The organism is Pseudomonas sp. ANT_J28 (assembly GCF_008370005.1).
Taxonomy (GTDB): Bacteria; Pseudomonadota; Gammaproteobacteria; order Pseudomonadales; family Pseudomonadaceae; genus Aquipseudomonas; species Aquipseudomonas frigoris.
Window position 1 is genome coordinate 34111 of sequence record NZ_VOBM01000048.1, and the last position, 15051, is coordinate 49161.

General features: G+C 56.0%; 13 protein-coding genes. 4 read left to right on the forward strand and 9 right to left on the reverse strand.

What is annotated here, in order from left to right; all coding sequences use genetic code 11:
• The first annotated feature begins 63 nt into the window (after positions 1-63).
• Entirely contained in the window at positions 64-774 is a 711-nt protein-coding gene (locus tag FQ187_RS25725) for a bifunctional 2-polyprenyl-6-hydroxyphenol methylase/3-demethylubiquinol 3-O-methyltransferase UbiG (RefSeq protein ID WP_149631622.1), read from the forward strand.
• Here FQ187_RS25725 and FQ187_RS25730 read toward each other — a convergent pair.
• From FQ187_RS25730 to FQ187_RS25750, 5 genes are all read right to left on the reverse strand, one after another.
• Entirely contained in the window at positions 743-1321 is a 579-nt protein-coding gene (locus FQ187_RS25730) for a DUF4157 domain-containing protein (protein WP_149631623.1), read from the reverse strand. The genes FQ187_RS25725 and FQ187_RS25730 overlap by 32 nt on opposite strands.
• 96 nt (positions 1322-1417) lie before the next feature.
• Positions 1418-1747, reverse strand: a complete 330-nt coding sequence (locus FQ187_RS25735; RefSeq protein ID WP_149631624.1) for a DHCW motif cupin fold protein — start codon at positions 1745-1747, stop codon at positions 1418-1420.
• A 180-nt stretch (positions 1748-1927) separates the two neighbouring features.
• Entirely contained in the window at positions 1928-3076 is a 1149-nt protein-coding gene (gene yiaY / locus FQ187_RS25740) for an L-threonine dehydrogenase (RefSeq protein WP_149631625.1), read from the reverse strand.
• 747 nt (positions 3077-3823) lie between these two features.
• Complete coding sequence (locus tag FQ187_RS25745) at positions 3824-4774, reverse strand: alpha/beta fold hydrolase (RefSeq protein WP_149631626.1); 951 nt, start codon at positions 4772-4774, stop codon at positions 3824-3826.
• 62 nt (positions 4775-4836) lie between these two features.
• A complete protein-coding gene (locus tag FQ187_RS25750) occupies positions 4837-6042 on the reverse strand; it encodes an MFS transporter (RefSeq protein WP_149631627.1) in 1206 nt (401 codons plus the stop codon).
• A 105-nt stretch (positions 6043-6147) separates the two neighbouring features.
• Between FQ187_RS25750 and FQ187_RS25755 the strand changes: the two genes are divergently transcribed.
• On the forward strand, positions 6148-6789 hold the full coding sequence (locus FQ187_RS25755) for a TetR/AcrR family transcriptional regulator (RefSeq protein WP_149631628.1): 642 nt from the start codon (positions 6148-6150) through the stop codon (positions 6787-6789).
• A 424-nt stretch (positions 6790-7213) separates the two neighbouring features.
• Here the strand turns inward: FQ187_RS25755 and FQ187_RS25765 are convergent, their stop codons facing one another.
• The 3 genes from FQ187_RS25765 to FQ187_RS25775 form a co-directional block, all read right to left on the reverse strand.
• Entirely contained in the window at positions 7214-8428 is a 1215-nt protein-coding gene (locus tag FQ187_RS25765) for a serine hydrolase (protein WP_149631630.1), read from the reverse strand.
• Between the two features lie 88 nt (positions 8429-8516).
• Positions 8517-9257 carry a TorF family putative porin gene (locus FQ187_RS25770; RefSeq protein ID WP_149631631.1) on the reverse strand — a complete coding sequence of 247 codons (741 nt, stop codon included), beginning with the start codon at positions 9255-9257 and terminating at the stop codon, positions 8517-8519.
• 88 nt (positions 9258-9345) lie between these two features.
• Positions 9346-11085 (reverse strand): amidohydrolase, encoded by a 1740-nt coding sequence (locus FQ187_RS25775; RefSeq protein WP_149631632.1) that lies wholly within the window; start codon positions 11083-11085, stop codon positions 9346-9348.
• A gap of 106 nt (positions 11086-11191) precedes the next feature.
• Here FQ187_RS25775 and FQ187_RS25780 point away from each other — a divergent pair, with 106 nt between their 5' ends.
• Positions 11192-12106, forward strand: a complete 915-nt coding sequence (locus FQ187_RS25780) for a LysR family transcriptional regulator (RefSeq protein ID WP_149631633.1) — start codon at positions 11192-11194, stop codon at positions 12104-12106.
• A 573-nt stretch (positions 12107-12679) separates the two neighbouring features.
• Positions 12680-13078, forward strand: a complete 399-nt coding sequence (locus tag FQ187_RS30575; RefSeq protein ID WP_149631634.1) for a hypothetical protein — start codon at positions 12680-12682, stop codon at positions 13076-13078.
• 233 nt (positions 13079-13311) lie between these two features.
• Here the strand turns inward: FQ187_RS30575 and FQ187_RS25795 are convergent, their stop codons facing one another.
• Complete coding sequence (locus FQ187_RS25795; RefSeq protein ID WP_306108658.1) at positions 13312-14007, reverse strand: tRNA (adenine(22)-N(1))-methyltransferase TrmK; 696 nt, start codon at positions 14005-14007, stop codon at positions 13312-13314.
• Positions 14008-15051: the final 1044 nt, after the last annotated feature.

A 15051-nucleotide genomic window follows, 5' to 3' on the forward strand; every position in this document is an offset into this window, starting at 1 on the left:
GCGTCTGCGATCCACCCGCACTTGTCCTATCCTTCTATCCAACCAACAACTCCGGTCACCGATATGCCCGCCCCCGAATCCACCCTCCTCGACAGCTGGCACCACAACGCCCAATCCTGGATCGAAGCCATCCGCACCGGCGCCATCGAAAGCCGCCTCAAGGTCACCGACCAGGCAATCCTGCTAGCGGTGCTGGGCCGCCAGCCCGAGCGTGTGCTCGACCTGGGCTGCGGCGAGGGCTGGCTGTTGCGCGCGCTGACTGAACGAGGCATCGAGGCGGTCGGTGTGGATGGCGATGCGACGCTGGTCGAGGCGGCGCGGGCGGCGGGCTCTGCGCAGGTGCATCTGGCGAGCTATGAAGCGTTGGTGGAAGCGAAGGTGGACATCGGCCGCGACTACGACCTGATCTGCGCCAACTTCGCGCTGCTGCACCAGGACATCATCCCTCTGCTCGCGGCCATGAACGCCCTGCTCGCCCCGGGCGGCGCGCTGGTGATCCAGACGCTGCATCCGTGGACCGTGGCGGCGGGCGACTATCAGGATGGCTGGCGGGAAGAGACCTTCACTGGGTTCAAGGGGCAATGGCAACCCATGCCGTGGTATTTCCGCTCCTTGTCCAGTTGGCTCAATGCGCTGGACATGGCCGGTTTTCAGCTGGCCGCCCTGCAGGAGCCGCAGCACCCGCAAAGTCCTGTGCCGCAGTCATTGCTGTTGGTGGCCGAGCAGCGGGGGTCGGTACTCTTCAGTAATTCCCTTCCCGCACCAACCGCCTGACCTCAGCCTGTATGGCATAAGCCGGCGCCTCCACAGCATTGAAATCCTGTGTATACCGCTGGGCAAATCCTTCTACCCCCCACTCCTGATATTGCTGCACATGCTTTAATTCGTGAGCCCAGAGCGCGACGTCCTGTTGTGCGGTTTGAGCGTCCCGGAAGAGGATGATGTCGATCAGCGTCACGGCACCGACATCGGGGTTTTGCAGCATGGCCGTGGCGGCGCTGAATTGGCCGTTGTCGCTCACTTTGTAGCGCGCGGTATCGAGAACGCTGGGGTCGTACCAGCGCAGCAGTTGCTCCCGGATGCGCGGTGGAATGGGTTGGATGCCGGCGCTGGCTGCTTCAGCGCGGGCTTGGGTCAGCCACAGCGCCAGGGCAGGTCCCGCGATCTGGTAGATGCCATCAGGCACCAGGTCCGGTAGGCAGATGCAGCCGTCCAGGCACACTTGTTTCTCGCCAGGTGGGCAGGCGTTGGTCTGGGCTGGCACTTCAAGAGTCAGGCAAAGAACAAACAGCGCCACCAGGCGCGTGGTGATGGACGGCATTGAGCGCTCCAGGGACGGACGCAGCGCGAACAGTGGGTCACAATTGATCGACGATCCGCATGGCTTTAGCGTAGTCCCGAACGAAGCGCCCCAGAGTTAATCCACGACGAACAACTTAGCGCCAGTGGTGCTGAAAGATCGATGCCCCTCAGCGTTGCTGCCCACCTGATAGCTCATCCCGGCGGTGAGCGTGAACTGACGACCATCCTCCAGCTCCGTGTGCAACTCGCCTTCCAGGCACAACAGGATATGACCTCTCCAGCACCAGTGATCGGCCAGATATCCGGGACTGTATTCAACCATCCGCACACGCGTTGAACCAAACTGGCAAGTTCGCCAATAGGCGGTACCCGTCTGTCCAACATACTGGACAGGTTCGACAGTCGACCAATCGGTCGTACCAAAGGGAATAGCCGTTAGATCCATGGTTGCCTCATCAATGAAAGAGTGTCTGTGGACCGTACCCATCCAGTACCACTTTCGATAGACACAGATGCCCCGCATTTATGAGATACAGGCTCGAGTAACCCGTGAAGAACCAAAAAAAAGCCCCGCACTTCAACCGAAGGCGGGGGCTTTGATCTGGCTGGCGTCACATCACATCGGTTACATCGCGGTATGGAAAATCTGCTCGATCTCGTCCTGATTGGCAGGACGCGGATTGGTAAAGCCGCAGGCATCCTTCATGGCATTACTTGCCAGGATCGGGATATCGTCGGCCTTGGCGCCCAGTTCGGCGAGGCCGCTCGGAATACCGACATCCGAAGACAGTTTACGGATGGCGGTGATGGCCGCGGCGGCGCCTTTTTCCGCATCCAGATGCTGGGTGTCGACACCCATTGCGTTGGCGATATCTTTAAACCGGGCCGGGCATACGCTGGCGTTGAAGCTGGCGACATGGGGCAGCAGGATCGCATTACAGACGCCGTGAGGCAGGTCGTAGAACCCACCCAGTTGGTGCGCCATGGCGTGGACATAGCCCAGCGAAGCATTGTTGAAGGCCATGCCGGCAAGAAATTGCGCGTAGGCCATATTTTCCCGGGCGGTCATGTCGTCACCCTGGGCAACGGCAGTGCGCAGGTTGGCCGAGATCAATTCCACGGCCTTGAGTGCACAGGCATCGGTGATCGGCGTTGCCGCAGTCGACACGTAGGCTTCGATAGCGTGGGTCAGCGCGTCCATGCCGGTGGCGGCGGTCAGGCCTTTGGGCATGCCTGCCATCAGCGAAGGATCGTTGACCGACAACAGTGGGGTGACGTTACGGTCGACGATGGCCATTTTCACGTGCCGGACTTCGTCGGTAATGATGCAGAAACGGGTCATTTCACTCGCCGTGCCAGCGGTGGTATTGATCGCGATCAACGGCATCTGTGGCTTGGCGGATTGATCCACGCCTTCGTAATCACTGATGTGCCCGCCGTTGGCGGCGCACAGGGCGATGCCCTTGGCGCAGTCATGGGGTGAACCGCCGCCCAGGGAAATAATGAAATCACAGTCGCTGCGACCAAGCAGCTCAAGGCCTTTCTCGACATTGCTGACCGTCGGATTCGGTTTGGCGCCGTCAAACAGGGTGGAGTTGATGTCCTGCTGAGCCAGAAGTTTCGCTACTTTGTCGGCCACGCCGGCCTTGGCCAGGCCTGCATCAGTGACGATCAAGGCTTTACGGAAACCATATTTGCGGATTGCGAGCATTGCTTCGGCGAGACTGCCAATGCCCATCATGTTCACGGATGGAATGAAGAAGGTGCTGCTCATGATAAATCCTCTTTTATTCTGGAAACCCGGTAATCAGGTGAGGTCTTCTACTCATATCGCAGGCTGTGAGGCTGGTCTGATTGTCATCATTGACGAAGTTCAGCGGGAGACGTGCTGCATCAAGTGTTCAGGCGAACAGTGTTTTAAGATGCAGAGGTGGATGGGCCATCGCAGCCGGTATCTTTTGATCATGGGATTGAGCCTAAACCTATGACGCCAGACTGGAATGGTCCTTTAGCTTTCATTGGCACCTCCTTTAGTACTGGGAGGTAATGCGCCCCGACAAGTCCGGCGCGAGACCTGTGGGAGCCAGGCTTGCCCCAATGGTCAGTTAAGGATATTCAGGTGAACTTCACACCTGTGGCGAGGGAGCTTGCTCCCGCTGGGGCGCGCAGCGGCATGTCTTGGCTTTGCGAGACTGGGTAGATGACTTGGTCGGACGCATACGGATCAATCGACAGGCAGAAATCGGCCGATTCTGTTGAAAAAGTCGGTCATGGTTTCCACGGCAGAAAAATACGCGTCTGAGATTGAAATCCTTACTTTTGGCAGAGGCTTTCGGGCTCAGATTTCACGTAGCAGCGGGTAAAAATGGCGTTTTCACCAGTCAACATTCAGGGCATTTGGGCGAACCGACTTTTTCAACACAATCGGCCAAAAGCGGACATTTGCCAAGCCCCGACCACGGTTCACACCGGTGGCTGCCGCGCCTCAAATAGCAGCCACCTTACGCATCAAGAGCATCCGTCAGTTATTCAAGAATTTGACCACCAGAGGATTCAATTCAGCGGAGCACTCCTCCGGCAACCAGTGCCCACAATTGGGCAAGACTTGGCCTTGTACATTGGTCGCGTACTGTTTCATCTGATCCACTTGAAATTGCCCCATTCCGCCGTGCCCTCCACCGCCGATTGCCAGCACGGGCATGTTCAAGGAAATCTTCGACAGCTCGACGTTTTCAGTGATCGATTGATTAAGCGCTCGGTAGTATTCGAACGACGCGTTCAGCGTATGGGGCTTGGCGTATGACTTGGCGTAAAGATCGAGCAGCTTAGGCGTAAAGGCATCCTTGTTGGTCGCGTGTTCTTTTATGAAGTGCGAGAGGAAAAATTTTTCATGCCCTGTGATCAACTTTTCGGCCAATTGGTTGCCAGCGGCAAAGAAGCTGAAATGCCAGACCAGTGACTCACCCTGTGGTGAGAATGCCGGGAAATCGTACATGCGCTTGTCGGGAATCGGTGCCTCCATATACACCAGTTTCCTTATCTGGCTTTGGTGCGTTACTGCCATTGGATAGGTGTTCCAGATACCGATGTCATGCGCAACCAGATCAAACGGCTGATTGCCGCTTAGCTGTGTCGCGAGGGCGAACAGATATTTCGAGACGTCAGTGCCGGTGTAACTGGTCTTGGGCGGTTCCGACTCGCCCAGGCCCGGTAAATCCACCGCAACTACGGTGTGAGTCTTCGCGAGTTCGGGCATCAAGCTGTGCCACTCATACCAGGCTTGACCAAATCCGTGGACCAGGTAAACCAAAGGCCCGGAACCGCCCTTCACATAGTGGAGCCTGACGCCGTCTATGGTTTTGAATTCACTCTTGAATCCCGCTGAAACAGGAAACTCTGCCGCTTGAGCCAAGCATGGCAAAGCCAGGGTGATTGCGACTGCGGCGAGGGCCAATCTAACGCGCTTTTTCATTTTATTTATCCATCAAGTTATGACTGAAAATTACGACCATGCGAAGGCGTGCTATCCCCCGATCAATGACTGTGGATCGCCTGGGTGGTGTGCCGTTGACCTTGCGGAAAACCATGCGCCCGTGCCCGAAATGCAATGGCCAGGCTGATCAATAGCAACGCCAGCAACACGCCCGGAAATGCACTCGTTCCCCATTGGCCGAGTAACACGCCACCCAGCAGTCCACCGCCGGCAATAGCGCTGTTCCAGACCACTACGTTCATGGAGAGCGCAACGTCAGAGCCCTTACCTGCGGCGTCGGCGAGTGCTGTTTGCAGCAGGGTGGCCGCGCCACCAAAGGTCAGCCCCCAAATGAAGACACCCACGTAAATGGCCGCGGCGGAGCCTGAGAACACTCCGATGAAAATCGAAACCGCTGCGAATGTTGCAAGGCTGGCCAGCACGGTTGTTCGCAGGTGCCGGTCAACCAGTCGGCCCGTGAGCCAGATGCTGGCAAGCGCCGCGACACCAAATGTGAGCAATACCAAATCGACGTCACTGTTCAGCCCAGCCTTGGAAACGAAGGGCGCGACATAGGTGTAAAGAATGTTGTGGGCCAGCATCCAGGTGAAGACGACAGCCAATACCGAGCGGACGCCTGGTGTGAAAAACACCAGACGTAACGGCATGCGCTGTGAGGATGATTGGCCTGGGTAATCCGGCACTTTGATCAGCACCCAAACGATCAATACCAGGGTCATGCCGGACATCAATCCAAAGGCCATGCGCCAGCCCATGAATCCACCCAGCCAGGTTCCCATCGGCACACCCAACGACAACGCGATGGGCGTACCCACCATCGCCACCGCCAATGCGCGCCCCTGCATATGTGGGGCGACCATGCGCCGTGCATAGCCCGCGATAAGGCTCCAGGCCAGCCCCGCTGAAACCCCAGCGAAAAACCGTGCAATCAGCGTCAGCCAGTAATCGGAAGACAGCGCCGTGAGGGAGTTGAATGCCAGGAAGCCGACAATGGTCACCAGCAGTACCGTTCTGCGGCGCCAGCTTTGCGTGGCAATGGTCAGCGGGATTGCCGCCAGCAACGACCCCAACGCATAGACTGTCACCATCTGTCCGGCCAGAGACGCAGAGACACCCAGGCCACTGCCAATTTCGGGCAGCAAGCCCGCTGGCAAGGTCTCGGTGACAATGCAAAGGAAACCCGTCATGGCCAGTGCAAGTAATGCCCCAAGCGGAAGCTTTCCGCTCTGTCGCTCATCTGTAGTCATTTGTCACCTCACATATATACCGATCGGTATAATATGGAGATGTGCCGCCATCTAGTCAACGACTTATATATCGATTAGTATTTAATTGATCGAAAGGAGGTTCACATGGCACAGATGGGACGTCCACGCACCTTTGACCGTGGCGTGGCGATTACTCAGGCGATGCATTTGTTCTGGGAGCACGGCTATGACGCAACATCACTCAGCCAGCTCAAGGCAAATATCGGCGGCGGCATCACCGCACCCAGCTTCTACGCTGCATTCGGCTCAAAGCAGGCGCTGTTCAATGAGGTGATGGAACGTTATCTGAACACCCACGGCCGGGTGACCGATAGCCTGTTTGACACCACGCTCTCCCCGAGAGAGTCGATCGAACTCACGCTGCGGCGCTCCGCGAAAATGCAGTGTGAGCCCGACCACCCCGCAGGGTGCTTGGTGGCGCTGGGTCTGTTGAGTGCCTGCACGGATGAGAGCAAAGCCATCTCGCAGCCGCTGGCTGACGCCAGATCCTTGAACCGTGCCAGGATGGTGGAGTGTGTCGAACGCGCTATCGCATCCGGGGAGCTGCCAACCACGGTCGTGCCCGAGGCATTGGCCACGGTGTTTGACAGCTTTCTGTTGGGGATTTCGGTACTGGCCCGAGACGGTGTGCCCCTCAAACAGATAGATGACGCGGTGACGCAAATCATGACGTTATGGAATGCGTCGTGTATCGGTCGTCCGGCTATTGGTTCAGGCAAATCTTAAACGGCAGTAAACAGCGAAACCTCGTTCCCAGCAAACGCATCGGTATCGAGCCAATCAGACTGAAAGGCGCTCTTGGGCTATTGATGAGCGTGTTGTACCTGAAGAATGTCCGCTTTGGGTCGATTCTGTTGAAAAAGTCGGTTTGCCCAAAATGCTCTAATACTGATGGGTAAAAACACCTCTTTTGCACGCGGCTACGTGAAATCCGAGTCTGGAAGCCTCTGCTGAAAGCAAGGATTTCAATCTCAGGCGCGTGCTTTTCTTCCGTGGAAATCAAGCCGGACTTTTTCAACAGAATCGGCCATAAGCGGTCAGTCGTATGTGCTCATGGAAAACTGATGCGTTTTTTTGCCCCAAAAAAAAGGGCGGTTTCCCGCCCTAAAAACCAAAGGAAACGACCTTTGGTACATGGAGCCGTTACTTGTTAGTCAATGCTTTTTGCAATTTCGCGGAAAAGCTCGATGGTTTCGTGTTCGCGCCAAGAACTTTCATCGCCAGTATTCCCATAGTCTCTAGGGGCTGACAGTTTGACGATTACAGTGTTGTAGTCGGGACTCACGTAAATGAACTGGTTATAGACACCAATGGCCGAGTAGTCGTGTTGATCACCCTCGGGAATCCACCATTGATACCCGTATCCCATAGTGCTGTCGCTGTTGGCGCGCTTTCCAGGCATAAGGTGCGGGGCGTCAGGGGTAATGGAGGCTTTAACCCAACTTGCCGGCACAATCTGCTTACCCTGGAAACTCCCCTTCAACCGAAATAGCTCCCCCAAGCGGGCATAGTCACGTGCAGTGGCGTTGTACCCGCCGAAGGCCATCGTGTGGCCAACATTGTCCTTGATCCAATAACTATCCTGCGTAGCACCGAGCGGCTCCCACAATTTCTCCTCAGTGTATTGTGCCAACGACTTCTTCGTCGCGGCTTCCAGGACAAGCCCTAGAACCAGTGTGTCAGCAGAACAGTAGCGATTGAAAGTGCCGGGCGTAAGTTCCCCCTTTATGGAGGCGACGAAGTCTACGAAAGAGGAACCACTCGCCATGGCATGGGCAAGTCGCATGATCTCGCTATTTGGGTCAGAGTAGTCTTCGTTCCAATGCGCCCCCGATGACATCTGCAAGATGTCCTTGAGCTTCACACCGTCGTACGCCGAGCCCTTCAGCGCGGGAAGGTATTTCGATGCCGGATCATTGATGCTTTCGATGCTTCCTTCAGAAACGGCAATGCCGTATAGAGCGGATACAACGCTTTTAGAGACAGACATCGACAGCCAGTGCTTATCTTCCCCTCCCGTAGACCAATAGTTCTCGTAGCGAATCTTACCGTCCTTGATCACAAGCAGCGCGGAGCTTTCTGTCTGCGATAGAAAATCCTTGGTGGCAAACGTACGGCCTTCATAGCTGTAGGTTTCCGGCAGCTTGATTGCCTCAGCGACGGGCCACTCCACAGGCTTACCAGACTTGGAAACTTTGTCGGTGGGAAAGATTTCTTCCATGCGATAGAAATTTGAGTATTGTTCCGAGCCACTAAAAAGCGTACCTACCCATTCCGTAGGATTATTAGCATGGTTAATCGTGTCGGCATGTGAAGCCGTAGAAGCGCCGAGCATAATGGCGAGGGCGACCTGTTTTAGTCTCATATCATTATCCAATTCAATTTAAGATTTCGGCCGAGTAAAAAATTTGAACTTCAGCAGAAGTTAGAATTTTTATGATGCTCGCTGGCGATCAGAACGTCTTACTGGCGCTGACAACGACGGTCGCCGTACAAACGTCGGTGTAACCGTAGTAACTCGCGCACTCGCTCTTAGAAAGATCCGTGTCGATATAGCTTAACCCCCAGTCAACACTAAAGGCGCTGCGGGTCAGCTTGGCTTCCCATTCGTGATAATCACCGCGAGCCTTGCCACTGTTTGAGAAAAAAACATCATCCTTGAAGTCAAAACGACCATAACGGACTTCCAGGCCTACTTGATCCACGACTTCATGGCTGTACCCCAAATAGGTGTAAAGCGTGTCCTGATCTTTCCCTACGAAGTTCTTTACGTCGTTTGAATAATAACTGCCAGCTTTGAAGCCATAGGCTTTGAGAAGTGCGTAGACCTCACTCATGTTGAATTGCCCTTCCTTGGCATAGGTGTACTTGAGATAACCCACATCAAGGCTGACTTCTTCAGTGAATTGGCTGTAGAAGCCGGCGTAGAAGTCCTGTTCCAAGCGCGTTTTCAGGCTCATTCCAAAGTCGACGTTCGAGGTCCAGACGCCCGCATAAGCACCGCTACTGTGTATTAATGTGGCCTCCAACTGCGCCGCTGGGTCGCCCAGCGTCATGGACAGTCCGCGGCTGCGGTAATCGCTGACCACCTGCGGCTTGAGTTGCAATTGCAGATTGTCAGTCAGCGGGACGGCGCCGGCGGCGAAGGGGAAAAGTGAGCAGCCGACCAGGGTCGTCAGGGCAATGCGATGCATAGGTGGAGTCCTGTTTATTATTATTGGCAGGCAAGGCTTCGCCGTTCCCGTGTCCAGAAGGACACAGGGTCAGGCATACGCCGGAGGGTTATGGCTGGCTGTAAACTTCGCGCCCGGAAAAGTAGGTCTTGAGTACTCGGGTGTCAGCGAGTTGCTCTTCAGGCACGCTGAACACATCGCGATCAAGGATGATCAGGTCAGCCTGCTTCCCCGCAGTGACCGAGCCGATCTCTTTATCTAAACCAATCGCCTTGGCGGCGTTGCGGGTGTAGGCATAGAACATCGTTTCCCGGTCGATATCCTCATCCTTGTTGAGTACACCTTTGGGGCCCTTGCGGCTTATTGCCTGCCCAATGGCTTTCCACGGGTTGGGGGTACTGACCGGCCAGTCGCTTGCACCCGCAATGGTCGCGCCATTTTTCAGCAATGAACGCGCCGGATACATGAACTGAAACTGCATTGCACTGATGTAGGGCTTGAGTAAATCAATGCTCAATTCGTCTGCGGAGGCCCAGTACAGCTGCATGGAAGCAATCACGTTCAGTGGTTTAAAGCGGGCGAACTCTTTGGGATTAACCATCTGCAAATGGGTGATCGAGTGTGTCACGCCACTCTGCCTGTCGTGGCGTGCCTGCTCGATCCCATTGAGCGACTCGCGTACCGCACGGTCGCCAATTGCATGTACATGAACCAGCCATCCACGGGCATCGGCGGCGCTGACCAACTCACCGAAATGCGCGGGGTCGATCAACAACTCTCCAGCTTTTTTTTTGTTGTTGTAGGGGGTCAGCAACGATGCCGTTTGAGCAGGAAACTCGGCGACACCGTCGGCAAATATCTTGATGCCAGGCAGGCTGAGATTGTCGACGCCAACAAACTGCTTTCTGACCTCATCCAGCACGTCCAGATCCGCAGGTTTGCTCTTCGGATTGGCAACCATCAGTGCGGCCACCCGCAACTCCAGTTCACCTTTTTCCGACAATGCCTTGTAGACAGGCAAAACTCCCAACGTCTGTGCAGTGGGCTTGAAGTCGAATAGCGCATCGCCTGGCATGGCATTGGCCGCGGGGTCCATCAGAGCAGTAATGCCCAGGCTGTGGTTAAGATTGCGCGCCGCCCGACCCGCAGCCATCAACTGATCAAAGGAGGGAGAAGGAAGTTGAGACATCACCGCAGACAATCCAGCATCCGCAACGAATCCATTGGGGGTGCCGTCCTCATGGTGACGGATGGTTGCCACTGCTTCACCCTTGAGTGACTTGACCCGCTCAGCATCGATACCTGCTCGCTTGAGCATCGCCTTGTTGGCCCAACCGGTGTGGTAATCCCAGCCTATGAAAGCAATCGGCGTATCAGCCCATTCACCGTGATTGAAGCGCTGTTCAAATTGAGCCACTTCACTCCAGTAGGTGGAAGGAAAACCACCCACACTGAGTATGTCGCCGTGCCGCGCCTTGCCATCGTCTCGCCATGCGCGCAAACGCTGCTCTAACTCGTCGAAGGGCAGCATTTGCCCTTCAAGGTCGGCCGCCTTGAGTTTGACTCCACCAAAGATCGCATGGCTGTGGCTATCGATGAAGCCAGGCATAACGACCTTGCCTTTCAAATCCACCACTTGGGTCATGGCTTCTTTCAGCGAAAGAATCTCGATATCACTGCCAACCTTGAGGATCCGGCCATCGACTACCGCGACGGCTTGTTGCAGCGGCTGACCTGGCTCGGCCGTGAACACCTTCCCGTTGTACAAGAGCAACTCGACAGCTGCCATGCTTTCCATTGATGAAAAAGCAATCGTCACTGCTAAAGTCGCCCTGAGGACATTCTTCATTGCCTCTACACTCTTTTTATTAGAATGTTCGAGAGACTAGCCAAGTCAGCGGATGTAAAGAATACTCGAAGACCGAAAGACATACTTTCCAGAAAGGTAAAAGTGGATGGACCAGTTGGGCGCAATAACCATGTTTGTCGCCACCGCAGATCAAGGCAGCTTCACCCGTGCGGCCGCCTATTTGGGTAAAACGACTTCCGCCTTGACCAGAGCGGTGACCCACCTTGAGACAGAGCTGGGAACACGTCTGTTCGAGCGCTCTACTCGCCGGATTGCTCTGACAGAGGCCGGGCAGATCTATCTGGCAAGCACTCGGCAGGTGCTGGTTCAGCTCCAGCAGGCCCGGGAAGACATTGACCAACTCCAGCAAGAAATGTGCGGCATCCTGCGCGTGGCTGCTCCCCCCTCCTTTGCCCCAGCCTTTCTCAATGTGGTATGTCGTCGCTTTCTCGATCAATATCCCGACATGCGCCTCGACGTCGAACTCACCGATGAATTGGTGAACCTTATCGAAGGCAACTACGACCTTGTCGTGCGCGACGGGCCTGTCGACCAGCCCGATATGATTGCGCGGCCGCTGACAGAAAATCGCATCCTGCTCTGCGCCAGCCCCAGCTATCTGCAACGCAAGCCACTTGAGGTTCTGCCAGAAACATTCGCAAAGCATGACTGGTTGATCTTGCGCCACCCGTTGTTGAACCCCCATTACTGGTGGCTGACACATGAAGGAGAGCGCCAGCGCATATCGCAGCCAACACCTCGTTTGGCGAGCGACAACTACGACTTCCTGTTCTCCGCACTCTTGGCCGGCATGGGTTTGCAGTTCTGTCCGCAGTGGAGCGTGGCCCCCTACCTCAGGCGCGGTGAACTGGTGCAGGTGCTACCCGACATAGTCCCAGAACCGGACCAATTCGGATCGAAAGTCCATGTAATCTATCCAGTCCACAGGCGCCATACACGCAAGCACCAGGCTTTTATCGAGTGTCTCAGCAACTACTTAGACGAGGAGGCGCTTCACTGACAGTGAATTGCCGCTGACTCTGTAGAAACAAACGACAGGCAGCTAAGGGGGCAGCTAAGGGTCGTTTTCAGCCCCTCGTGAGGGGCAGAAATCGGCCGATTGTGTTGAAAAAGTCGGTCCTTCCAGACTGCCCGCGTACTGACTGCTGAAAACGCCTTTTTTGCGCGCAGCTACGCGAAATTTGGGCCCGGGAACCCTCTGCTCAAAGTAAAGATTTCAATCTCAAGCGCGTACTTTTCTGCCGTGGAAACCATGGCCGACTTTTTCAACAGAATCGGTCAATTCGGGTCAGTCGTCACAGGCAGAAATTGACCGTTGGCTGCCTTCCGCGAAAGGCCGCTTTGGATTGTGGATTCAACCGGTAGCTATCGGCCAGAACGGACATCGAGATAGCAAATCTCAAAAGGGGCCGAACACTGAGGCCGTTGGCTAATTAAGCAGCGGCTCCCTAGAACTTTTCCCTATTTATCTGTCTATGTGGATAGGCACATCCGCTCGGTAAGCGCGAACCCGCAGGCTTCCCGCAGCCAGATGGCCACACGTCCAATTGTCAATCAGAGGTTGTCTTCTCTCATGAAATTCCATGACCCACGGATGGTGCTCTTCGGCCTGTTCGCGTTCGCGGCAGTGGGCTCGGCATCAGCAACACAGATGAAGACCTCAACCCCTGTTTTCGCAGCTGAAGTCACAGCCGTACAGGCTCCTGTCCAGGCAGCCGGCAACCCTTGGCCGACCTTGGCCAGTATGGCCGGCAAGCAGCCAGGGCCGTTGCTTGCCCATGACGACCGATACTGGCATGACGGCCGTTGGCACGATCGTAGAGAAGATTGGCGCCGAGACGACTGGCGTAGAGATAATTGGCGTAGAGAGCAAGCCCGCCGAGAAGCTGAACGCCATCGTGATTGGGAGCGCCACCAAGATCGAGCCATGCGGCACCGCTACGAGGACGATGACCGCTACTATCGTCGCTAGTGCGAAGCCACGGGATCAATCCGCCTGCAACACGGGCGATACTCCGCCAACCTGCGAAACCAGAACTCAAACCGACCCTCATGCTGCATTGAAAACAGGCTCGTGCGCGAGTCCGATCGGAATGCTCATTTACAACCAGTAAAGTCGAGCGCGACCCCGGCCATTCCTCGCCTCTTTTTCGGCTTTCACTGATCGCCGCTCGGCGACTTTTTTGTACAAACCCTGGACCGGACTCAAGCCAGCAGCTCGGTGATCCACCGGGCCTGCCGGGCGATGTCTTGCACTTTCTCCTCGGGCACGGCCTGCCGCGCACGGGCGAAGTGGGTCAGGGTCTTCTGCTTCTCGCGCAGCATGCGCTGCCACTTGATCAGGAACGCCGGGCTGCGTGCCTGCATCTGCAGCGGGCCGAAGTAAAGTTCCTCGGCGGTGTATATCACCGGCCCGGCGCGCTCGGCGACAATGATTTCGTAGTCGAAGCGATTTTCCCGCAGCAGTTCCTCACAGAGGATGCGGTAGCCATTTTCCATCAGCCATTGGCGCAGTGGCTGCTCGCCGCCGTTGGGCTGCAGAATCAGGCGCTCCTGGCCGCTAAGACGCGCCTTGCCGCTGTCGAGGATGTCGCGGATCGTCTCGCCGCCCATGCCGCAGATGCTGATCGCCGTGATCCCGTCTCCCGGCTCGATCGCCGCCAGGCCATTGGCCAGGCGCACGGTGATCCGCTGGTCCAGGTCGTTCTCGCGCACGGTGCGTTCGGCCGAGTGGAACGGCGTCAAGGCCACCTCGCCGGCCACCGCCGCCGCGATGGCGCCACGACGCATCAACGCCACCGGCAGGTAGCCGTGATCCGAGCCGATATCGGCCAGGCGCGCACCTGCTGGCACATGCGCCGCCACGCGCTCCAGGCGCACGGACAATGTCTGTTCGTTCAACCGCAGTTCCTTTTTCAGTGTCCGCATCAGGTCGATATCAGCAGGTCGCGAATGGCTCAAGCACCTGTGGTATTGCCGTACCCACATTGAGAGAAATCCCCCACAAATGGGCTGTATTACCCGCATCCTGTTTCAACTTTTTTGATGGAGAACTGGCCACAGAATCAGGCAGCCCCGCTGGCGGGGAATTATAAGCTGTTAAATTTTTTGGCATAGAGAATGCTGTGAGTTGAATAGCGCATTAATTGAGGGTTTGAAGCTGTTACCACTGGAAAAACAGTTTTCCTGGGGCACTCCCTATACAGACAACCGTTGCCTTGAAAAACACCTGCGCCGCAGATCAGGCGCGCATTGCTAGCCCTTCTGAGGAGTCACTTTCATGCGCGTCGAGCCGCTAATCCTCACGCTGGTACTCATTCTTTTCATTTTTGCGATAGGGGCAGCCTGGAGTCTTATCAGTTTGTTCAGCAGTTAAGAGTCAGTGAGAAGGAGTTGCGCGACAGTCATTTACTGATAATCCGTCGAAGACCGCATTTGGCCAATTTGGATCGCTGCCTGTTGCTCTAGATCCGTAAGCGTCCGGCAAACACGTCTAGGCAAAGCAAAACGGGCCGCAAGCGTATGCGTCTGGCCAACACACCTTCCTGACCCTGACGCCAAAGGCGATGGTGTCCACTTAATTTAAGTGGACACCATGTCTTGGCTTCGCGGGGCGGGCTAGATGACTTTGCCGGACGCATATGAAGAAGCGCCTCGATGAACTCTCAAACGGCAAGCCACGGCACGACGACGAAATAGGCGTTCAACAGGTAAATCCCGGCCAGAACCAGCAACAGCACGCCGCGGTTCGAAGGCTTTGCGCAGTGGTGCAAGCTTGCTGAGGTTTTCCAGCCAGGCCATGCTCCCGGCGGGTTCGCCGTAAGGGGCCGGGGAACACACCTTCCGAGCCCGAGCAATAAGGGCGATTGTGTCCGCGTATTTTTAAGCGGACGCAATTACCCTTAATGCCAGGATCGTCATGCGCCAACGTAAGTCATACCCGAA